Raw genomic sequence first — 19,555 nt, forward strand, 5'->3', positions numbered from 1 at the left:
ATTATAAATCCCTCTTTTTCAATAATAAATACGATAAAAATATAAATAGGGCAGTCCAACCAATTACAATAGTTATTTCATACCAATGGATAGCGTAATCAAAATTAAATTTTTCGCCTATCTGATTGGCCACCGATTGTACGGCACTTAGTCGCGTAAAGGGCTCCTTTATAAGGTTTGACATTGCATTTAAAGGAAAAAATTGCATTATGGTACTAGCAATTTCAGGATTGGTATTCCACCTTAAAACACCAAATACAATACCTTCTATAAATTGCCAAACTAAAAGAAACCCTAGTGCAAATGCAGATCGTTTAACCAAAATGCCCAAAAATAAGCAGAAAGAGAAAAAACCAACTAGTTTTACAAAAAAGGCCAACAGATATTCCAAGTCAGAGAAAATGATACTGAATTCTGTATAACTTGAAAAAATCAATCCCAAAACCAACGATACTGTAAACAGAAATAAGGTTGAAACTAAGGAGAGTAATATTACAGTGTAAAATTTAGATAAGATAAATTCCTTTTTACTTAATCCATCAATCAAATTTTGTTTTATGGTTTTATTACTATACTCGTTGGACATCATGGACACGATGACAATGGCAAGGAATAATTTAAAAATAGCAGAAATGTAGCTGTTAAAATGCCATACATATGGGAAATTAAAAATACCCATTTCAGCCAAATGAAATTTTATGGGGCCAATATCAAACTTAATAGCAGCCACAAGCGCAATAGAGGTTAATAAAACAAAATAGGTAATGATTAAAATTTTACTAGACCGGCTATGTTTTAGTTTATGTAATTCTATATTCAGTAGTCTGTACATGTTATTGGTTGTTGGTTAATGTTAAAAATTGCTCTTCCAAGCTTTCTTTACGTTGAACAAGATGTGTTAAAACAATCCCTTTTTCAAAAAGTAATTTGTTTAATGTTTCAGATTTCAAGGGTTCATTTAAAAAAGCTGTTACGAGTTGCTCATTAACTTTAATAGTTGCAAATGAGGGATGATTTTCCAGAACTTTAACCAATGCTTCGATATTACTACATTTTAATTCAAAAAAACCATGACTGGAAATCATCTCGTCCACACGTCCAGAGTATAAGTTGACTCCTTTTCGCAATACCACTACATGAGAACATACTTTTTCAACCTCATCCAGTAGATGAGATGCCAATAATATGGTTGTTCCTTGGCTTGCAATTTGTTTAATAATCTCTCTAATCTGATGTATACCTTGTGGATCCAATCCGTTAGTAGGTTCATCAAGTATTAAAATTTCAGGGTCGTTTAATAGGGCAGAGGCGATGGCTAAACGCTGTTTCATGCCTAACGAATACGTACTGAACTTACTATCTTTTCGTTCTAAAAGGCCCACAATCTCAAGTTTCTCTTCTATTTTGCTTTCATCAACACCTTTAATTTTGCAAACCAATTTTAAATTCTGTACAGCGGTCATATAAGGATAAAAATTAGGACGTTCTATAATAGCGCCAACTTTTTTTAAAGCATCATGCGTGGTCGTATTCCCATCAAACCATTTAAAATCGCCAGATGTTTTATTCACCACATTTAATACAATACCTAATGTTGTTGATTTTCCGCTACCGTTAGGTCCCAAAATACCGTAAACATTGCCTTTGTTTATGGTAAAGGATAAATCGTTGACGGCTGTTAAATAGCCAAATTTTTTAGTGAGATTGCTAATGGTTAGTATAGAATCCAAAGTACATTAATTTTTAACTGATTAATCCTGATAGTTATCAGGGTACAGCTAGGTTAGTTATAAAAGTATGACGATAGTTAGTATATTTTGTTACATGGGTATTTTAAAAAGCATTAAATTTGAGTCATATAAATATGTATGGACGATTTAAAGATTTCCAAGAAAAAACCTTCTTATCCTATAAACTCTAAATTGCACAAGTATCTTTCAGAGTATAATAGGAATATAAAAATGCCTATTTTTTATGATGACTTGAAGCGATTTCAAGGTTCGGTGGTGGTTTATGATAAAGAAGATATTGATACGTTGTGGGTTCGTGTATATTATAATGAGTTTGATAGAAAGGAAATTGATTTATCATTAAAAAAGGTTTACACCATTTTACATTCCGATGGCAATGAAAACACGATTCCATTCTTAAATGTCGATGCTATTGATTATTGTACATTTGGAAATTCTAATCCTTTCAGAATAAAAGTCAGGAATATTTTGAATGATAATTTCACATATTTTTATGTGAAAACGGCAGATGCTTCGCGTATTTATGGTTTAGAGCTTGAGCACATGTTATCACCTTACAATCTTAATTTTTTGGTAAGTAACAATACATTGATTGAAGAACACATAGCAGGTATTCCTGGCGATGTGTTTATAAAGGATATGTTGCCGCATTGTACCAAAAGCGAAAAATCACAAATAGCCAAAGAGTTTGTTAAGTTTAACGAACGTTGTATGATACGCCTTTTGGGCGATATGCGCTCGTATAATTATGTGATTGTGCCTACCCACGATTTTGATCATGTGGTTTATAAATTGCGGGCGATTGATTTTGATCAACAATCCTACGAAGGAAAGTTTAACATCTATAGGCCCCAGTTTTTTAAGGAAAATTTTAAAATGGTGGAATTGGTTCAGGAATGTTTTGAAAGACTTTCCATAGACCAGTATAAAATTGAAGAACGTTCTATTTTGGTAAAACGTTTAAAAAGTTTTCATGGAAGGATTGACGAACTTATTGAATGTATGGCAGAAGATGTGATTTCTAAGCCTGAAAACGTCGATTTATTAAAAGGAAAAATTTACGAATATACTCAAGATGAAAAGTTTCTGAAATGCCAATCTATGGGGGAAATTCTTAAAAATGCTTTAGACTTTTTGACTAACAATTACGAAAACGTCAATCCAAAAGGATTTTAATAAACTGAACATTTAATTCCAGTTTTCATCAAAATCAAGATTTTCGTAATCGTCTATATCTAGATCATCTTCAAATTCATCAAAATCATCATCAAAATCATCTGCTTCAAACAATTTTTGTGGCGCATCATCGGGCACTTGGCCTTTTACAAACATGACGTTAGGGTAGGTTATCCCTTCGGATTCTTCTACAATTTCAGCTAACTCCACAAAAAATGTCCACATACTAAAGAAATCGTATACATAAATTAGTTTTGGACTTATTTCATGAACCACATCATTGATAAGGGTTTCGCTCATTAATCTTGCGGAATTATCGTCACTTAAATCAAATAAAGAGATTTCTTCTCCTTGTTCCCAAGTATCATCACTAACATAAAATGATGCCATTTCTGTACCATCAAACCCAAAAGATTGGGTAATAATATTATGTAAATCTTCAAGGGTGTCGGTTTCACGGATTTCTAAATCGCGAAACACATCATCTTCGGTATCATTGTCAAGAATAACTCTAAATCTGTAAATCATTGTAAAAAATTATATTGCAAATGTATGTTTTTTATATTACTTGCTAAATCTGTGTAGTGTAAATGTCATGGCACTTAACAGAAAAAAGGCTCCAACTTGGTGAACAACTCCTAACCAAACAGGCACTTGTAAAAGAATGGTTAAAACGCCTAATAAGAATTGAATACCTACTAGAATTAATAGGTTATTTATTCCTAAAGTTTGGTGTTTTGTAAGTGTCAGGTTTTTGGATTTGTACCAGATAACAGCTATAAAGATGACGACTACATACGCTAACATTCTATGAACAAATTGTACGCCACTTTTGCCCTCAATGAAGTTTTTGTATAACGGACTTTGCTCAATATAAACCGTTTCGTGCATAAATTTACCTTCGCTCATCATGGGCCAGTGGTTGTGTATAAAACCAGCGTCTAAACCTGCAACAAAAGCACCGTAAATGATTTGAAGCAACAAAATGGCTAGTCCCCAACGTATTAAATTCCTAAAAGAGGTATTGATATCTTTTTTCGAAGGAAATATTAAGTCCAAAGCGACCCAAAATGTGTATGCAAATGTTACAAAGGCCGTGGTTAAATGGGCAGCTAATCTGTAATGGCTTACATCTGGATTATCAACCAAACCGCTTTTTACCATGTACCAACCCAAAAAACCTTGAAAAGCACCCAAGCACAAAAGGATAATGGCTTTTTTTATAGTGGGTTTGGTAAGCTGTTTAGCGATTAAAAAATACAAAAAAGGAATTATGAAAACAATCCCTATAAATCTACCAATAACACGGTGAAACCATTCCCAGAAATAGATATCTTTAAAATCCTCTAGCGAAAAATGATTATTGAGTTTTTGATATTCAGGATATTGCTTATAAAGATCAAACGCTTCTTGCCATTCGGTTTCATTCATTGGGGGCAGCGTTCCTGAAATAAGTTTATAATTAGTAATTGATAAACCAGAATGGGTTAATCTTGTAATACCGCCCACAACAACCATAATAAATATTAGGACGCAACCAGTTAGTAACCAGTAAATTACTTTTTTGTTGTCTTTTGTTTTTTTCAAAGTTTTCAAAGTTTTTAAAATTTCAGAGTTTCAAAGCAGCAAAGTTTCAAAGCATCAAAGTTATTTAGATTTTAGGTTTACTTTGTTAATAAAGCTAGTTAGCATACGTTCAATTTCCCTAGAGTCTTCATACAATTCTTTAAATACATGTTCACTTAAAAAATTTAAGTTAAATGCAATTTCAATTTGTGTTTGTAATTCAAATAATGAACTAAGCCCTATATTTAAAAACCTCAGATAATCTTTTTGACCTTCTCGACCATATCCTTCTGCAATATTGCTAGGAATAGAAGTAGCTGAACGTTTTATTTGAGACGTTAAAGCATATAGTTCTTCTGAAGGAAAAGATTTTGTTTCATTATAAATTTTGGTTACAAAAGCCATTGATTTTTGCCAAACAATTAATTTTCTATATGTATGATTACTTTCCATTTTACTTCTAGTTTATTTTGCTTTTCAATTGTGCAACTCAGAAACTTTGTATCTCTGATGCTTTGCTACTTAGTTACTTTGCAATTTTTAAACCTAATCTCTCACCTTCTTTTAACATCAATTGATAAGCTGTTTCATACTCATTTGGAATCTCACCTTCTAAAATAGCTTCCTTTATAACATCTTTAATCAAACCAATTTCTTTTGACGGTTTTAAATTAAAGGTTTCCATAATTTCTTCTCCAGAAATGGGGGGTTGGAAATTACGAATATGGTCACGTTCTTCAACCTCAATGATTTTTTCGCGGACAATCTTGAAATTTTGATGATATTTACTGAATTTTTTAGGGTTTTTTGTAGTGATATCTGCTTCGCAAAGCACCATTAAATCATCTACATAATCACCAGCATCAAAAACCAATCTGCGAACGGCCGAGTCGGTGACTTCCTCATTTGCCAAAACGATGGGTCGCGAACTCATTAATACCATTTTTTGAACAAATTTCATTTTATCATTTAATGGCATTTTCAATCTTTTGAACAAATGAAACACCATTTTTGAGCCCGTAAATTCATGTCCATGAAAAGTCCACCCAATTTTTTTATTGAATTTTTTCGTAGGTGCTTTACCGATATCATGCAATAATGCGGCCCAACGTAACCAAAGGTTAATGGTATTTAAAGCAATATTATCAACCACTTCAAGCGTATGGTAAAAATTGTCTTTGTGCCTTTGACCTTCAACTTCGTCAATGCCTTTTAATGCTGTTAATTCCGGTAAAATGTAATCTAATAATCCTGTTTGTTCCAATAAGAGAAAACCAACAGATGGTGTAGTGCTTTCAAGAATTTTATTGAGTTCTACAACGATGCGTTCGTTAGTAATGATTTTAATTCTATCCTTATTTTTTGAAATGGCATGTAACGACTCTTCTTCTATTTTGAAATTGAGTTGTGTTGCAAACCGAATGGCACGCATCATACGAAGCGGATCGTCACTATATGTAATATCTGGATTTAAAGGTGTGCGAATGATTTTATTTTTTAAATCGTCTAATCCGTTAAATGGATCTAATAAGTCACCGAATTTATTCTCAGATAAATCCAAAGCAAAGGCATTGATGGTAAAATCACGTCTATTTTGGTCATCTTCCAAAGTGCCACTTTCAACGTCCGGATTTCTACTTTCTTCGTTATAAGATTCTTTCCGGGCACCAACAAATTCAATGTCAATGCCATCGAAATGTAGCATAGCGGTTCCATAGGTTTTAAAAACCTGAACTTTTGTTTTTTTAGGAAGATTTTTAGCGACTTGTTTGGCTAATTTTATGCCATCACCAATGGTAACAATATCAATATCTTTGGCATCACCTCTGCTTAAAATAAAATCGCGCACAAAACCACCTATTACAAAAGCATCTAACTCTAGCTCTTTAGCAGAGTGCGATATTATTTTAAATATGGGATGTTGTAATGCTTCTTTATAATTCATTTTTCGTTTTGCCACAAAACCCATGAATGCATATGATTTTCGTGTATTTATGGCTAAATTTATTGTCTAATAATTTTAACAACTCCATCATTTCCTAACTTAATAATAGACGATGGTTTGTTACAAATTTTTTCGCGATGCAAATTTACAACATAGTCCACACCTTTTAAAACCTCTGGAGCTATTTCTTTGAATGATTTTGGAGTGGGTTGTCCACTGATATTTGCAGAAGTAGACACAATAGCAGCGTTAAATCTTCGTAATAATTGAAAACAAAAATCATTATTTGGAATTCTTATGGCAATGGTTTTGTCTTCAGCTATTAAATTCTCAGCTAAATTTTGGGCATCGTCATAAATAATGGTGATCGGATTGTCCGCTACATCTAAAATATTAAATGCAACTTCAGGTACTTTTTTCACATATTTATTCAGCATTCTGTCATCTGCCACCAAGCAAATAAGGGCTTTACTATCTTCCCGTTGTTTTAATTTAAATACTTTTTCCACGGCTTCTGGGTTGGTAGCATCGCAGCCAATGCCCCAAACCGTATCGGTTGGGTAAAGGATAAGTCCTCCTTGTTTTAAAATTTGTAGTGCGCTATTTATTTCGGTTTGCATATGGGTTAATATTAAATTTCATTAAATATATTTTCCAGTTGTTCAATGCTTTTTTTCCATGAGAAATTAGTAGAAAAATAGTCATGTCCTTTTTGGGCAATTTTTATTCTGAATGTATCATCTTTTAAAAAGAGTTCGATTTTTTTAACAATGTCATCGACATCTTCGGGTTCAATAGCTAAACCTGTTTCATTGTTTATCAAATAATCTTTATGGCCTTCAATATTAGTTGCTATTAGAGCACATCCACAAGACAATGCCTCACATGCTGGCAGCCCAAAACCTTCATGAATACTTGGGGTTAAATAAATGGCATGAGAATTATATACATCTTCTAAATTTTCAGGTTGTTGATAATAATTAAAGTTTTCTGGAAAATCAATTGGTTTTTTGGGAGTACCAAACATGGAAATAACAACAGAAGGATATGCTTTCTTAATTTTAAGTAAAGCATCTATCCCATAAGAGGTTCCTTTCCTTTTTTCATTTGAGTAAAGCATCAGAATGGATGGTTTACGTTTTTCAATGTCATTTTTTACATAAAAAATAGAATTATCAATAGCGTTAAAAATGGTATATGTTTTTTTTGCTGATCGGGGATTGACAATGTCATAAAGATACGATGCTATAACAATATTGGTTGTATTGGCTAAAGTATATGATTTTAAAAGCAGGTCTTCATGACCTTTCCAGTTTTCATAATCCTGTATTAGGTTTATTTTTTTTCCTTTTCCATCACTCAATTTATCAACTTCTAACGCTGTTGCCCACCATGTAGAGATGATGAAATCGGCATCAGAAATATAGTCATCCGAAACCCTTTTGATATTAAACGATTTTATATTTGGATGTAATTGAAACCATTTAGGCCTACTTGTTTTTCGTAATTTGTGTAAAATAGCTCTTATAAAATAGGGTTTTTTATATTTAGTATAAGAAGTGTTTAAAGAATGATATATTTGTACATTGTATCCTTTTTCAGCTAAAAGAGTAGCATAAGTATACATGATTTTAGGACCACCATTTGGACGTTTTGTTGGAAAAGGTAATATAAAATTGATTTTTTTTGACCGATCCATGTACAAGGAATTTACATTCAATGATAATACTTAATTTTAATACATCCAAACTGAAAAATAGTCGAACTATCTTAGAACCGATAAAATAAAATATGTATGCAAGAAAAATTGGTGACCATAATCATACCAATATACAAAGTGAATCTTTCCCAGACAGAGCAAATGTCTTTAAATCAATGCATAAAAGTATTAGGCGATTTTGATATTGTTTTTGTTCAACCAGAAAAATTAGATAGTTCAACCATAAATTTTGGAGGAAAAATAAGAACAGAATTATTTCCAGATTATTATTTTGAAAATGTATATGGTTATAATCGCTTAATGTTATCAGAAGATTTTTACCAGCGTTTTTTAGATTATAAATACATGTTGGTCTATCAATTAGATGCGTTTGTTTTTAAAAACAAATTGAAGGAATGGTGCGACAAAGGATATGACTACATAGGCGCACCCTGGATTGCTTCCCCAAACACAGTAATAAAAAGAACACTTGGATTGTTTGATTCTAAACGAAAAAAGGAACGTCGTAAAATATTCTTTAAAGTAGGCAATGGTGGATTTTCTTTGAGAAATGTATCTAAAAGTCATAAAATAACCAAAGAAATGAAAAACGATATTGAAACTAACTTAAAGCGTGATAAAAATGATTTTTATATCATGGAGGATATTTTTTGGTCTATTACAGTGCCAAAACACTATCCTGATTTTAATATACCTGAATACAAAGAAGCTTTAGGTTTTGCAATGGACAGAAAGCCTAGTTTAGCATTAAAACTAAATAACAACGAGCTTCCATTTGGTTGTCATGGTATTGATAAACCAAAAGTAGAAGCATTCTGGAAAAATATTTTGATTTCAAATTACTTAGGGTAGAAATTAATTAGATAAATAATACATAAGAAGTTGATTTAGTAGCCAATGAAAAATCATGTTGAAATAAATTTACCTTTTAAAAATGACAGTCCTTTTTTTAATCATATTATTTTCAATTATGATAGTGAAGGCGAGTCATTCGGCAATCAAGACCGAAATTCATTAAAACTATTTCAGTTTAAGGACATAATGGTTAATGTCAAATCCTTTAAAGTTCCTAATGTCATTAATCAAATTGCCTATAGATTTTTTAGAAAAAGCAAGGCGCAACGTTCTTTTGAATATGCAAATAAATTAACGGAATTACACATTGGAACGCCACAACCTATTGCTTATTATGAGTTTACAACGCCTTTTTTATTTAAGAAAAGTTATTATGTAAGTGAGCATTTGGATTACGATTTAACCTATAGGGAGTTAACAATGGATTTAAATTATCCAAATCACGAAAATATATTAAGGGCTTTTACCAGATTTACCTTTGGGTTGCATGAGCATGGTATTCATTTTTTAGATCATTCGCCCGGCAATACGTTGATTCAATTAAATAACGGGGATTATAAATTTTATTTAGTGGATTTAAACAGAATGCATTTTGGGATACTTGATTTTGAAACCCGAATTAAAAATTTCTCAAAACTTACCATACATAAATCCATGGTTGAAGTTATGAGTGACGAATATGCTAAATGTTCAGGTTACGATTATAATAACGTATTTAACTTGATGTGGGAGGAAACCCAAGCTTTTCAAGAACGGTTTTACCGAAAAAAACGTTTAAAGAAAAAATTAAAGTTTTGGAAATCATAAGCTACTCTCTGTCTTTTCGTAATAACCAAAGTTTTACATAACGCATGAACACGACATATCCCTGAATGTATCCAATGGTTAAACCCACAACACCGTCTCTAAACCCACTTTGTAAAATATAATGTTTAAAAAACCCCCAAAACGGTTTTATAATAAAATGATAAGGTGTTAACATGCCCGTTTTTTTATCGTAATCCTTTGCCTGCCACGTAGCATATTTATTCATTTTATCCATATACTTATCAAGCGAGATATAGGTATTATGATAGAGCTTGTTTTTTAATTTTCCAATCGGTCCATCGGCAATAATTTCTTCATGTACATGTTTGTCTTCATATTTGCAAAAATCACGTTTAAATAATCTGATAACGCTGTCGTTTCTCCAACCACTATAATGAACACGTTCTCCCATAAAATGGTTCATTCTGCCTATCCAATAAGCCACTATGTTTGGATTTGGATTTTTGAGGATCTCCATAATTTCCGCTTTTAATTCAGGCGTCACACGCTCATCGGCATCAACAAGTAAAATCCATTCATATTTAGCTTGTGGAATGGTCCAATTTTTTTGTGAAGACGGATAATCAAATGGTCTTCTAATAACTTTTGTAGCTAGTTTTTCAGCCATTTCAAAAGTGCCATCTGTGCTAAAACTATCAACTACTAAAATCTCATCAGCAAAATTTACAGAAGCTATAACAGCTTCTATATTGTGTATTTCATTGCCCGCGGGAATAATAGCTGTAAGCTTGTTCATTTATTAAGGATGTTATCTAAAAACGTTTTTAATGCTTCTAAAAAAAATGAAGGTTTGAATTCTTTATATAAAGTTAAGGCTTCTTTTTTTATTTGTTTACCTTCTTTATTTTCAAAAAATTCAGGTTTATAGTCTTTTAAGTGAACCGATGTGTTCTTCTCACCTTCAAATGAGGCCCACGTTTTCTTTTCAATCCATGGTGAAAAAATGGTGAATGTTGGTATGTCTAAGGCTTTAGCCATATTAACAGCACCTCCTTCATTCCCAATCAGCGCATCACAACAGTAGGTAAGCGCCAGAAATTCACGAAGATTAGTACCAAAAACATTCATAAATATTTGTTTTTGAGTATCTGGTTTACATCCGTTGAATACAAATTTTGCTTCTTCACTTTGTTTCGGAATGTAATTAAACAAAACTTGAGCATTGGTTTGTTGTACTATAAAATCAATGACACGTGCCATATAGTCTAGCGGATACGTTTTATTTATGCCACTTCCTAGAACACTCATCATGAAAAGGGGTGTGTATGGATTTATGTTTGATTCTGTAAGTACTTGTTTAGCTTTTTCTTTTTCAGAATCCGTTACATAGATTTTTGGCTTGATAATATTTTTTGAAAGTTCAATATCAATAGGTTCCAGTAACTGTAATCGGTTTTCAATAGCTAATCCAGCAACAGAAGTTGATTCGTTTTTATACTTAATGGGATGTGTATAGATAAAAGAAGAATACGATTTATATTTCGAAATTTTTATTCTAGCACCACTCAAGGCAGAGATAAGGTTGCTTGATAATTTACTATACGCATCAATAAGGATATCGTATTTTTCTTTTCTTATTGTTTTGGTAAGGTTTAATAATTTTATTTTGCTCTTCTCCATTTCAGGAGTAAAAAAAATAAAATGATCTATAAACGGATTGTTTAGAACAACAGGATATGTATGTTCATTAATTAAATAGTGTAGTTGTGCTTTTGGATATTTTAAGCGAAGTGCTTCAAACAGAATACTGCTTGTAAGCACATCGCCAATCATTTTTTGCTGTATGATTAAAATTTTCATTTACACTGCCACATCATTTTCACGAAGTGCATTATTTAAAGATGTTTTCTTATCGGTACTTTCTTTACGTTTTCCTATAATTAAGGCACAAGGCACTTGATATTCTCCAGCCGCAAATTTTTTGGTGTAACTTCCAGGGATTACCACAGAACGCGCAGGTACTCTCCCTTTCATTTCAATAGGTGTATCACCAGTAACATCAATTATCTTGGTACTCATCGTTAATACCACATTGGCACCTAGAACGGCTTCAGTTTCAACATGTACGCCTTCTACAACAATACAACGAGATCCAACAAACACATTATCTTCAATAATTACGGGAGCTGCTTGTAAAGGTTCTAAAACACCACCAATACCAACACCACCAGATAAATGCACATGTTTGCCAATTTGTGCACAGCTACCAACGGTTGCCCAAGTGTCCACCATCGTACCTTCATCTACATAAGCACCAATATTTACAAAACTTGGCATTAAAATAGTTCCTTTTGAAATATAGGCACCATAACGAGCAACGGCATGAGGCACCACGCGAATACCTTTTTCAGCATAACCTGTTTTTAAAGGGATTTTATCGTGAAATTCTAGCGGGCCAGCTTCTAAAGTTTCCATTTTTTGAATGGGAAAATATAACACAACGGCTTTTTTTACCCATTCGTTCACTTGCCATCCTCCAGATATAGGTTCCGCAACTCTTAAAATTCCCGAATCTAATAGTGAAATAACCTTTCTAATAGCTGTTATTGTTGTTTCTTCTTTTAAAAGCTCTCTGTTTTCCCAAGCTTGTTCTATGGTTTTTTGTAATTCTGTCATTGATAATTATATTTTGGACAAATATAATATCTATCATTTAAAAATGGGAAAGAAATAACTTTAATATATGTTTTAAGAATGATTATAATGATGTCGCTCAACGAACATTTTTTTAGTAAAAGTACATTCGTTTTACCTTTGAAATAAAAAAATAAATCGATTAAATACATTTTGGACGTATTTAGTCTTTTAAATCGTGCATTTTATCTGTTTATCGATAAAAATTTGCCACTCCACTACTAATCGAATATCCAACGGCTTATAACTAATAAATTGTGTTCTAGGTTCATAGTGACTATATATTTGCTTCATCATAATAACCCAAATCAAAATGAAAACAAATTACATCTTATTAATTTTATTGCTTTCTTTCTCTTTCGCAAGTGCACAAGATAATTTAGAAGCTAAAAAAATTGAATCTACTGTAATAGTTTCTCAAAATAATGATGAGGTTTCTTTAAATGTTAATGATTCTGAAACTGTATCAACAATTAAAGATGACGTAACAACTGAAGCGACTTTAGTTCGTACTGATAGCGACATTAAAGTTTACTTAAACCGTATAAGAAACGTTGAAAATATTGATTTGTTATTTCCTAAAATAAATAAAACTGTTAAAGCTTAAAAATTCAAATATTAATAATTAAGGTTAAGTATTAAGAAAGGTTGTCTAAAAGGCAGCCTTTTTTATTTATTACATTATTTTTGTCAAAACATTTATATGTCTAGAATTTTAGCAATTGATTATGGTTTAAAAAGAACGGGAATTGCTGTAACCGATGAGTTACAAATTATTGCATCTGGGTTAACGACCGTATTTACCAAAGATATATTTACTTTTTTAAAAGATTATACGGCGAAGGAAAACGTAGAATTGTTTTTGGTTGGAGAACCTAAGCAAATGGATAATACAGCGTCCGAGAGCGAAGTATTAATAATTCCTTTTATTAACAGGTTGATTAAGGAATTTCCTAACATTCCTGTTAAACGAGTTGATGAACGGTTTACCTCTAAAATGGCGTTTCAAACAATGATTGATAGCGGTTTAAAAAAAAACCAAAGAAAAAACAAGGCGCTTATAGATGAAATTAGTGCCACACTTATTTTACAAAGCTATTTATATTCAAAATAATTTTTTGTTCAGAATATTTTTTTCAAACACAAAAAATTTAAATTCAAAAGTAAGTATTGTATTTTTACATCCAATAATTTAATAAAGTAAATGATATTACCAATTATAGCCTATGGCGATCCGGTTTTAAAAAAGAAAGCGGAAGATATAACAAAAGATTATCCGAATTTCGATGCACTTTTAGCAAACATGTTTGAAACCATGTATAATGCCTTTGGTGTAGGTTTGGCTGCACCTCAAATCGGACTTCCTATACGTTTGTTTTTGGTTGATACTGCACCTTTTTCTGATGAAGATTTAAGTGAAGAAGAGCAAATGAAATTAAAAGTTTTTAAACGTGTTTTCATCAATGCCAAAATTTTAAATGAAGAAGGTCAAGAATGGGCTTTTAATGAAGGTTGTTTAAGTATTCCAGATGTTAGGGAAGATGTTATAAGAAAGCCCAAAATTACAGTTGAGTATTTAGATGAAAATTTTAAGAAACATACAGAGGTGTTTGATGGATTGATCGCAAGGGTCATCCAACATGAATACGATCATATTGAAGGCATCTTGTTTACCGATAAATTATCTGGTTTAAAAAAGCGATTAATTAAAGGAAAACTCAATAAAATATCTAAGGGAGAGATTGATGTTGATTACAGAATGCGATTTCCGAATGCAAAAAAGAAGCGATAATATTTGTAAAACAATTATAAACAAATGATATTTGCCACCCCTTAAAACTAATTTATGAGTTTAGAAAAAATATTAGCAATTACTGGTAAACCAGGATTATATAAATTAATAGCACAAACACGCGGCGGTTTTGTTGCAGAATCTTTGTTGGATAAAAAAAGATTAACTGTAAACGTTAGACAAAATGTGAGTGTTTTAAGTGAAATAGCCATTTATACGTTAACCGAAGAAGTGCCTCTAAAAAAGGTGCTAGCTATCATAAAGGAAAAAGAAAATGGACAACCTACAACGGTAACTGCCAAAGATACTAATGATAAGCTTGAAGAATATTTCTTTAGCGTATTACCTGAATATGATGAGGATAGGGTATATGTTAGTGATATAAAGAAGATTGTTCAATGGTATAATTTATTGCAACAACACGATTTGTTGGATTTTTCAGAAGATATTGAAAAACCAAAATCCGAAACTGACGAAGAAGAAGAATAAAAGCATAAAAAAAAACCTCCAATTGGAGGTTTTTTTATTTAATACAATTCTTTTATTTTACTTAACTTTTTCTTCCAAAGTTTTAATTCGTCTTTATGGTTTTCGATATTATTGAGAACTTCTTTAACTACGGGATTATCCTCATCCACATTGGTAAAAAACTGTAAATTGTTTTCCAATTGATTGATTTGCCCCTTGATGTCGTCAATTTTTTTACTGATAAAGGAGCGTTCGTTATCAAGATTCTTGTTATTATCAGAATTATTTAAGTCTTCCAATTTATTTTCAAACTTTATCATTTCCAACTCGTCCTTATCCATTTTTAAATTAGAAAACAAGTCATCCAATACTTTAGAATATTTACCTTCTATATAACGTTTATCATTAGGAACCCTACCAATAGTATTCCATTGGTTTATATATTCCTTAATGGTTTCTAGGTCTTTTTCTTTATCTGTAGTTAATTTTAAGGATTTTAAAACCTCTAATAACTCTTGTTTTTTGTTGAAGGCATCATTACTTTCTTTGTTTTCGGCATTTCTGCTAGCATGAATTCTGTCAAAAAAATGATTGCAGGCCGCTTTAAATTGGTTCCAGATTTTATCACTGTCTTTTCTGGGAACATGACCGACTTTTTTCCAATCGTTTTGAATTTTTTTCATTAAAGCAGTAGTCACTTCAATATCATCACTATCCTTATTGTCTTCAGCTATTTTTATGAGTTCCAGTTTTTTCTGAAGATTTGTAAACTGATCTTTTTTTAACCCTTTGTAGAAAGCGTTCTTTTGTCTGTTGAATGTTCTAACGGCTGTTTTAAATTTAGCCCATGTAGATTCATTAACTTTCATGGGTACTTTGCCCGCATTAAAAAAATCGTTTCTTAAAGCTTCAATAGCCTTGATTTTATTTTGCCATGCACCATGCGATTTGGTTTCTTGACTATTTATCTCATTGATTTTGTTAATAATGTCAAGCTTTATGTCTAGGTTTTTCTCGTAACTTTTATCAATTTCTTGATAATAGGACTGGCGTTTATCATTTATGATTTTTGTAGCGGATTTAAAACGTTCCCAAATGGCTTCTCGGTGTTCTCTGTCTACAGGTCCTAGTTCTTCCTTCCACATTTTGTGAAGCTCTTGAAGTTCTCTAAACGCCCGCATGATATCGGTGTCTTGTGCCAATTCTTCAGCACGTTCAATGATTTTTACTTTGAGTTCTAAATTGTGTTTAAAGTCTAAATCACGTAAGTCCCTATTTAAATGCAGAAAATCATAAAACATTTCAACATGGTGGTGGTAACTGTTCCAAGCGTTATTGTATTTATCTCTTGGGATAGGGCCAGTCTTCCTCCATCGCTCTTGAAGTTCTTTGAAATGCTTATAAGTTGTATTAATGTTTTCTTCTACATTAATTAAACCTTTTATTTCTTCAATGATTTCAAGTTTGTTAGCTAAGTTTTGTTTAAGGTTTTGATCTAGATTTTTGCGGTGTTCTTGTAATTTATTTCTATACTCTTTACAGGCATTAACAAATTGTTTTTGAAATGGGGTTGTGTAAAAGAAATCTATTTCATTGCCACCATCACTTATAAAATCCGCCTTTTTTTCTTCCAACAAATCGTTAAACTGGGAGTTGAATTCAATTTTAATGGCGTCAACTTGTTTTTTTATGGCTTGAACTTTTTCATTTTTTACCAATCTTTCTAGTTCAACGGCAAGAGCTTCTAACGACATTTTGTCGTATTCCTTAAATTCTATGGTATGCCTGTCTTTATTGCCTTCGTCCTCTGAATCTTCTGCATTAGAATCATCAATCTCATTCAAAAGCTCGTCATGTCCTTCCGAATCTTTATTTTCAACGGGTATGTTTTCTACATCAGAAGTTTGGATATTTTCTGAATCAGAAGACGCTTCTTCCGTTTTTATGGTGTCATCCTCATTGTTTGAATGAATCGTTTGGCTATGCTTTTCCGTTCCATCTGCATTTTGCAGGTTATCTATCTCAGACATTTTAATAAATGTTTAGTTTCAATTAAATGTGTTTTGTGTTTAAAGATACTAACAAGTCGAGTATTTACAAAAAGGAGACGTACTTTTCTTTTATGCCCTGAAAGACATTTTTGCTATAAATCCCAAATAGACCATGATTTTTCGGCTTGTAATTCCAACATTTTTAAGCCATTTATGGTTGTTGCCTTATGTTCTTTACCTAGTTTTAGGAATTTGGTCTCTAAAGGGTTGTATATTAAATCGTAAAGAATATGCTTTTCGGTTATGGCATGATATGGAATATTAGGACAATTTTCAACGTTTGGAAATGTACCTAGCGGTGTACAGTTTATAATAATATCGAAATCTCTTATAATGGTTTCATTTAGGTCTTCATAAGTAAAACGAACATGTTGTGATGCTGTTCTAGAAACATAGGCATACTCAATATTTAACTCATTCAATACATATGCAATGGCTTTGCTGGCACCACCAGTACCAAGAATCAATACTTTTTTGTGGTGTTTTTTAAGGTATGGTTTAATGGATTTTTTAAACCCATAACAATCTGTATTATAACCAACAAGTTTACCATTTTTTTTAATCTTAATGGTATTAACAGCTCCAATGGCTTTTGCTTTTTTATCGATTTTATCCAAAAAAGGCATTACGGCTTGCTTATACGGAATGGTGACATTTAAACCTTTTAATCCATTGGTATTTTTTATTATGGAAGGAAACATTGAAATATCCTCAATATCAAAGTTGTCATAGGTAATATCTGTGATTCCCTCTTTTTCAAATTTTAATTTAAAATGGTTTCTTGAAAATGAATAGGAGATGTTTTTTCCTAACAGACCTAATTTATGCATGTGTTTTTCGGGTTTTTTGTCCGTACATTTCTAGGGCCAGAACAATAGCAATGCCAAGACATATAAATAATATGGCGTAAAAAGTTTCTAAACTTACTTCTGGAACAAATCGTTTAAAGTTTTCTACTACTTTTTCTCCTCTGGAATCATATATAAAGGAGCCGTCGCTGGTTAATTTGTATATGGTTTCTTTCCATGGCCAAACAACCCCTAATGAGCCTACTATAAATCCGATAATAGATGAAAGTGTGATGCTTTTATAATGTTTTAATATATAACTCAAAATATGGGAAAAGGTTACTAAACCCGTTATGGAGCCCAAAGTAAAAACAGCTAGAACCTTAAGCATCTTAATACGTTGTGGGTTGTTTATAAAGCTTAAATTGCCTCCTAAAATGTCGTAAAAAGTATCAAATAAGGCGTTTACGGAATCCACCAAAAGCAACACATAATTACCAAGAAGAATAAGTATAAAAGATCCAGAAAAACCAGGTAGCGTCATCCCAGAAACACTAATGATACCACAAAAAAATACAAACCATAAGTTATCATTTTCCTTTGCAGGATTTAAAAAACTAATCCCAATTCCTAATGTAATACCGATGGCTAGGGAAGCATAGGTTTTAAAATTCCAATCCCTAAAATCTTTGTTGATATAATATATAGAACCTATGATCATTCCGAAGAAAACACTCCAAACATATAGTTCATAATGTTTAATTAAATAATCCAAAACTAAAGAGACGCTAAAGTAGCTGATTATCATTCCAGAAAACAAAAGCACTATAAAACGACCATTTATGTAATTGTAAAAACTTTTAAATCGGCCGTTAATCAATAATTTAAATGCTTTGCCATTTACTTTTTTAAGTGAGTATATAAATTCTTCGTAAAAACCAGCAACAAAAGCTACTACACCACCAGAAATACCAGGAACTTTATTGGCAGCGCCCATTCCAATCCCTTTTAGGATAAGAAATATTTTGTCCTTAAGTGTTCTGGTACTTTCCATTACTGTTTTTTTGAACCTACTTTTTCTAAAATAAAAATACTTAAAAATCCAATAATCATTAAAATAGTAGCAGATAACAGCTGACTGTCACCATTAAAAGAAAAAGGCGAAACACTTTCTTGAAGTAATGGTTCTTTAATTCCTTTAGAGTTTGTGTACCAAGTTAATGTTTCTTTCCATGGCCAAACTTTGTTTAATGATCCAAAGATAAATCCAGTTAGAAGTGCCAATGTCACATTATGATAATTCTTAAACAGCCATTTTAAAGCATGGCTAAAACTTAATAAACCAACAACAGCTCCTGCAATGAATATTAAAAGTTTTTTAATATCAATATCATGAATAGCATCGCTTATGGTTTTATAAGCTCCCAGAATGATTAATATAAAAGAACCTGAAATCCCTGGTAAAATCATGGCACAAATAGCTATAGCACCAGCAAAAAACAAAAATAATAAACTGTCATTGGCAGCCATTACGGGAAGTATGCTGATATAAAAAGCGATACAAGCCCCAATAATCAATGCTATAATGGTGAATGCCTTCCATTCAGTAATTTGTTTGCCGACAAAATAAATACTAGCTACGATGAGCCCGAAAAAGAATGACCAAATGAGAACGGGATGGTATTCTAAAAGGTATTTGGCAAGTTTCATGAATGATATATAACTAATAACAATACCAGACAAAAGTGCCATAACAAAATTGCCATTAGCTTCTTTCCAGAAAGTGGCTATGCCTTCTTTTAAAAGTGTTTTAAAAAGAGAAGGTTTGATGTTACTAATAGTAGCGATTAACTCTTCGTAAATTCCTGAAATAAAGGCGATAGTTCCACCAGAAATACCAGGTATGGCATCGGCAGCACCCATGGCTAATCCTTTAAGAGTGATAATAAGATAATCGGAAAAACGTCTTTGCATATATTGG

The 19,555-nt window shown here is 31.9% G+C and carries 22 protein-coding genes; 7 read left to right on the plus strand and 15 right to left on the minus strand.

The window, feature by feature from the left end:
* Position 1 precedes the first annotated feature (1 nt).
* Together CDH49_RS13685 and CDH49_RS13690 are read right to left on the minus strand one after the other, a co-directional pair.
* Positions 2 to 832 carry an ABC transporter permease gene (locus CDH49_RS13685; RefSeq protein ID WP_100616100.1) on the minus strand — a complete coding sequence of 277 codons (831 nt, stop codon included), beginning with the start codon at positions 830 to 832 and terminating at the stop codon, positions 2 to 4.
* 1 nt (position 833) lies between these two features.
* The gene (locus CDH49_RS13690) at positions 834 to 1,730 is read right to left on the minus strand and encodes an ABC transporter ATP-binding protein (protein WP_100616101.1); all 897 of its coding nucleotides are present in this window, start codon (positions 1,728 to 1,730) and stop codon (positions 834 to 836) included.
* A 138-nt stretch (positions 1,731 to 1,868) separates the two neighbouring features.
* Here CDH49_RS13690 and CDH49_RS13695 point away from each other — a divergent pair, with 138 nt between their 5' ends.
* Positions 1,869 to 2,927, plus strand: a complete 1,059-nt coding sequence (locus tag CDH49_RS13695; protein WP_100616102.1) for a hypothetical protein — start codon at positions 1,869 to 1,871, stop codon at positions 2,925 to 2,927.
* Positions 2,928 to 2,939: 12 nt separating this feature from the next.
* Here CDH49_RS13695 and CDH49_RS13700 read toward each other — a convergent pair whose 3' ends face one another.
* The 6 genes from CDH49_RS13700 to CDH49_RS13725 all read right to left on the minus strand — a co-directional run bounded on the left by CDH49_RS13700 (position 2,940) and on the right by CDH49_RS13725 (position 8,137).
* Positions 2,940 to 3,455 (minus strand): IS1096 element passenger TnpR family protein, encoded by a 516-nt coding sequence (locus tag CDH49_RS13700; RefSeq protein ID WP_100616103.1) that lies wholly within the window; start codon positions 3,453 to 3,455, stop codon positions 2,940 to 2,942.
* A 36-nt stretch (positions 3,456 to 3,491) separates the two neighbouring features.
* Positions 3,492 to 4,514: a COX15/CtaA family protein gene (locus CDH49_RS13705; RefSeq protein WP_100616143.1), complete on the minus strand. Its 1,023-nt coding sequence runs from the start codon at positions 4,512 to 4,514 to the stop codon at positions 3,492 to 3,494.
* Positions 4,515 to 4,574: 60 nt separating this feature from the next.
* Entirely contained in the window at positions 4,575 to 4,946 is a 372-nt protein-coding gene (locus CDH49_RS13710; RefSeq protein WP_100616104.1) for a four helix bundle protein, read from the minus strand.
* Between the two features lie 73 nt (positions 4,947 to 5,019).
* A complete protein-coding gene (locus tag CDH49_RS13715; protein ID WP_100616144.1) occupies positions 5,020 to 6,438 on the minus strand; it encodes a CCA tRNA nucleotidyltransferase in 1,419 nt (472 codons plus the stop codon).
* A gap of 59 nt (positions 6,439 to 6,497) precedes the next feature.
* On the minus strand, positions 6,498 to 7,058 hold the full coding sequence (locus CDH49_RS13720) for an L-threonylcarbamoyladenylate synthase (RefSeq protein WP_100616105.1): 561 nt from the start codon (positions 7,056 to 7,058) through the stop codon (positions 6,498 to 6,500).
* An 11-nt stretch (positions 7,059 to 7,069) separates the two neighbouring features.
* Positions 7,070 to 8,137 carry a glycosyltransferase family 4 protein gene (locus CDH49_RS13725; protein WP_100616106.1) on the minus strand — a complete coding sequence of 356 codons (1,068 nt, stop codon included), beginning with the start codon at positions 8,135 to 8,137 and terminating at the stop codon, positions 7,070 to 7,072.
* A 96-nt stretch (positions 8,138 to 8,233) separates the two neighbouring features.
* Between CDH49_RS13725 and CDH49_RS13730 the strand changes: the two genes are divergently transcribed.
* Both CDH49_RS13730 and CDH49_RS13735 read left to right on the plus strand, forming a co-directional pair.
* Entirely contained in the window at positions 8,234 to 9,010 is a 777-nt protein-coding gene (locus tag CDH49_RS13730; protein WP_100616107.1) for a DUF5672 family protein, read from the plus strand.
* Positions 9,011 to 9,055: 45 nt separating this feature from the next.
* A complete protein-coding gene (locus tag CDH49_RS13735; RefSeq protein ID WP_239970669.1) occupies positions 9,056 to 9,820 on the plus strand; it encodes a Kdo domain containing protein in 765 nt (254 codons plus the stop codon).
* Between the two features lies 1 nt (position 9,821).
* Here CDH49_RS13735 and CDH49_RS13740 read toward each other — a convergent pair whose 3' ends face one another.
* Genes CDH49_RS13740 through CDH49_RS13750 form a run of 3 tightly spaced genes read right to left on the minus strand, consistent with a single transcriptional unit; the run spans position 9,822 to position 12,457 of the window.
* Complete coding sequence (locus CDH49_RS13740) at positions 9,822 to 10,577, minus strand: glycosyltransferase family 2 protein (protein WP_100616108.1); 756 nt, start codon at positions 10,575 to 10,577, stop codon at positions 9,822 to 9,824.
* Positions 10,574 to 11,641 carry a glycosyltransferase family 9 protein gene (locus CDH49_RS13745; RefSeq protein WP_100616109.1) on the minus strand — a complete coding sequence of 356 codons (1,068 nt, stop codon included), beginning with the start codon at positions 11,639 to 11,641 and terminating at the stop codon, positions 10,574 to 10,576. Before CDH49_RS13745 ends, CDH49_RS13740 begins: the two co-directional genes overlap by 4 nt.
* Complete coding sequence (locus CDH49_RS13750; protein ID WP_100616110.1) at positions 11,642 to 12,457, minus strand: 2,3,4,5-tetrahydropyridine-2,6-dicarboxylate N-succinyltransferase; 816 nt, start codon at positions 12,455 to 12,457, stop codon at positions 11,642 to 11,644.
* Between the two features lie 331 nt (positions 12,458 to 12,788).
* On the opposite strand from CDH49_RS13750, the gene CDH49_RS13755 reads away from it, so the two are divergent.
* From CDH49_RS13755 to CDH49_RS13770, 4 genes are all read left to right on the plus strand, one after another.
* Positions 12,789 to 13,082, plus strand: coding sequence for a hypothetical protein (locus CDH49_RS13755; protein WP_100616111.1), 294 nt, complete (start codon positions 12,789 to 12,791; stop codon positions 13,080 to 13,082).
* A gap of 96 nt (positions 13,083 to 13,178) precedes the next feature.
* Entirely contained in the window at positions 13,179 to 13,589 is a 411-nt protein-coding gene (gene ruvX, locus CDH49_RS13760; RefSeq protein ID WP_100616112.1) for a Holliday junction resolvase RuvX, read from the plus strand.
* 90 nt (positions 13,590 to 13,679) lie between these two features.
* Entirely contained in the window at positions 13,680 to 14,267 is a 588-nt protein-coding gene (gene def / locus CDH49_RS13765) for a peptide deformylase (RefSeq protein ID WP_100616113.1), read from the plus strand.
* A 54-nt stretch (positions 14,268 to 14,321) separates the two neighbouring features.
* Positions 14,322 to 14,756, plus strand: coding sequence for a DUF5606 family protein (locus CDH49_RS13770; protein ID WP_100616114.1), 435 nt, complete (start codon positions 14,322 to 14,324; stop codon positions 14,754 to 14,756).
* Between the two features lie 38 nt (positions 14,757 to 14,794).
* On the opposite strand, the gene CDH49_RS13775 is transcribed toward CDH49_RS13770, so the two are convergent.
* The 4 genes from CDH49_RS13775 to CDH49_RS13790 form a co-directional block, all read right to left on the minus strand.
* Positions 14,795 to 16,765 carry a DUF349 domain-containing protein gene (locus CDH49_RS13775; RefSeq protein ID WP_100616115.1) on the minus strand — a complete coding sequence of 657 codons (1,971 nt, stop codon included), beginning with the start codon at positions 16,763 to 16,765 and terminating at the stop codon, positions 14,795 to 14,797.
* Between the two features lie 113 nt (positions 16,766 to 16,878).
* The gene (locus CDH49_RS13780) at positions 16,879 to 17,616 is read right to left on the minus strand and encodes a shikimate dehydrogenase family protein (RefSeq protein WP_100616116.1); all 738 of its coding nucleotides are present in this window, start codon (positions 17,614 to 17,616) and stop codon (positions 16,879 to 16,881) included.
* Entirely contained in the window at positions 17,609 to 18,628 is a 1,020-nt protein-coding gene (locus CDH49_RS13785; RefSeq protein ID WP_100616117.1) for a DUF368 domain-containing protein, read from the minus strand. Before CDH49_RS13785 ends, CDH49_RS13780 begins: the two co-directional genes overlap by 8 nt.
* Positions 18,628 to 19,548, minus strand: a complete 921-nt coding sequence (locus tag CDH49_RS13790) for a DUF368 domain-containing protein (RefSeq protein ID WP_100616118.1) — start codon at positions 19,546 to 19,548, stop codon at positions 18,628 to 18,630. The genes CDH49_RS13785 and CDH49_RS13790 overlap by 1 nt, the downstream gene beginning before the upstream one ends.
* Positions 19,549 to 19,555 lie beyond the last annotated feature (7 nt).

It is taken from the genome of Confluentibacter citreus, assembly GCF_002807055.1.
Taxonomy (GTDB): domain Bacteria; phylum Bacteroidota; class Bacteroidia; order Flavobacteriales; family Flavobacteriaceae; genus Confluentibacter; species Confluentibacter citreus.

What these genes read in the sequence shown, in the direction of transcription:
- CDH49_RS13785 (WP_100616117.1), bottom strand. Translation starts at nt 18,628, where the DNA reads ATGGAAAGTACCAGAACACTTAAGGACAAAATATTTCTTATCCTAAAA.
- CDH49_RS13685 (WP_100616100.1), bottom strand. Translation starts at nt 832, where the DNA reads ATGTACAGACTACTGAATATAGAATTACATAAACTAAAACATAGCCGG.
- CDH49_RS13740 (WP_100616108.1), bottom strand. Translation starts at nt 10,577, where the DNA reads ATGAACAAGCTTACAGCTATTATTCCCGCGGGCAATGAAATACACAAT.
- CDH49_RS13775 (WP_100616115.1), bottom strand. Translation starts at nt 16,765, where the DNA reads ATGTCTGAGATAGATAACCTGCAAAATGCAGATGGAACGGAAAAGCAT.
- CDH49_RS13725 (WP_100616106.1), bottom strand. Translation starts at nt 8,137, where the DNA reads ATGGATCGGTCAAAAAAAATCAATTTTATATTACCTTTTCCAACAAAA.
- ruvX (WP_100616112.1), top strand. Translation starts at nt 13,179, where the DNA reads ATGTCTAGAATTTTAGCAATTGATTATGGTTTAAAAAGAACGGGAATT.
- CDH49_RS13700 (WP_100616103.1), bottom strand. Translation starts at nt 3,455, where the DNA reads ATGATTTACAGATTTAGAGTTATTCTTGACAATGATACCGAAGATGAT.
- CDH49_RS13735 (WP_239970669.1), top strand. Translation starts at nt 9,056, where the DNA reads ATGAAAAATCATGTTGAAATAAATTTACCTTTTAAAAATGACAGTCCT.
- CDH49_RS13730 (WP_100616107.1), top strand. Translation starts at nt 8,234, where the DNA reads ATGCAAGAAAAATTGGTGACCATAATCATACCAATATACAAAGTGAAT.
- CDH49_RS13745 (WP_100616109.1), bottom strand. Translation starts at nt 11,641, where the DNA reads ATGAAAATTTTAATCATACAGCAAAAAATGATTGGCGATGTGCTTACA.
- CDH49_RS13715 (WP_100616144.1), bottom strand. Translation starts at nt 6,438, where the DNA reads ATGAATTATAAAGAAGCATTACAACATCCCATATTTAAAATAATATCG.
- CDH49_RS13770 (WP_100616114.1), top strand. Translation starts at nt 14,322, where the DNA reads ATGAGTTTAGAAAAAATATTAGCAATTACTGGTAAACCAGGATTATAT.
- CDH49_RS13755 (WP_100616111.1), top strand. Translation starts at nt 12,789, where the DNA reads ATGAAAACAAATTACATCTTATTAATTTTATTGCTTTCTTTCTCTTTC.
- def (WP_100616113.1), top strand. Translation starts at nt 13,680, where the DNA reads ATGATATTACCAATTATAGCCTATGGCGATCCGGTTTTAAAAAAGAAA.
- CDH49_RS13790 (WP_100616118.1), bottom strand. Translation starts at nt 19,548, where the DNA reads ATGCAAAGACGTTTTTCCGATTATCTTATTATCACTCTTAAAGGATTA.
- CDH49_RS13750 (WP_100616110.1), bottom strand. Translation starts at nt 12,457, where the DNA reads ATGACAGAATTACAAAAAACCATAGAACAAGCTTGGGAAAACAGAGAG.
- CDH49_RS13695 (WP_100616102.1), top strand. Translation starts at nt 1,869, where the DNA reads ATGGACGATTTAAAGATTTCCAAGAAAAAACCTTCTTATCCTATAAAC.
- CDH49_RS13720 (WP_100616105.1), bottom strand. Translation starts at nt 7,058, where the DNA reads ATGCAAACCGAAATAAATAGCGCACTACAAATTTTAAAACAAGGAGGA.
- CDH49_RS13710 (WP_100616104.1), bottom strand. Translation starts at nt 4,946, where the DNA reads ATGGAAAGTAATCATACATATAGAAAATTAATTGTTTGGCAAAAATCA.
- CDH49_RS13780 (WP_100616116.1), bottom strand. Translation starts at nt 17,616, where the DNA reads ATGCATAAATTAGGTCTGTTAGGAAAAAACATCTCCTATTCATTTTCA.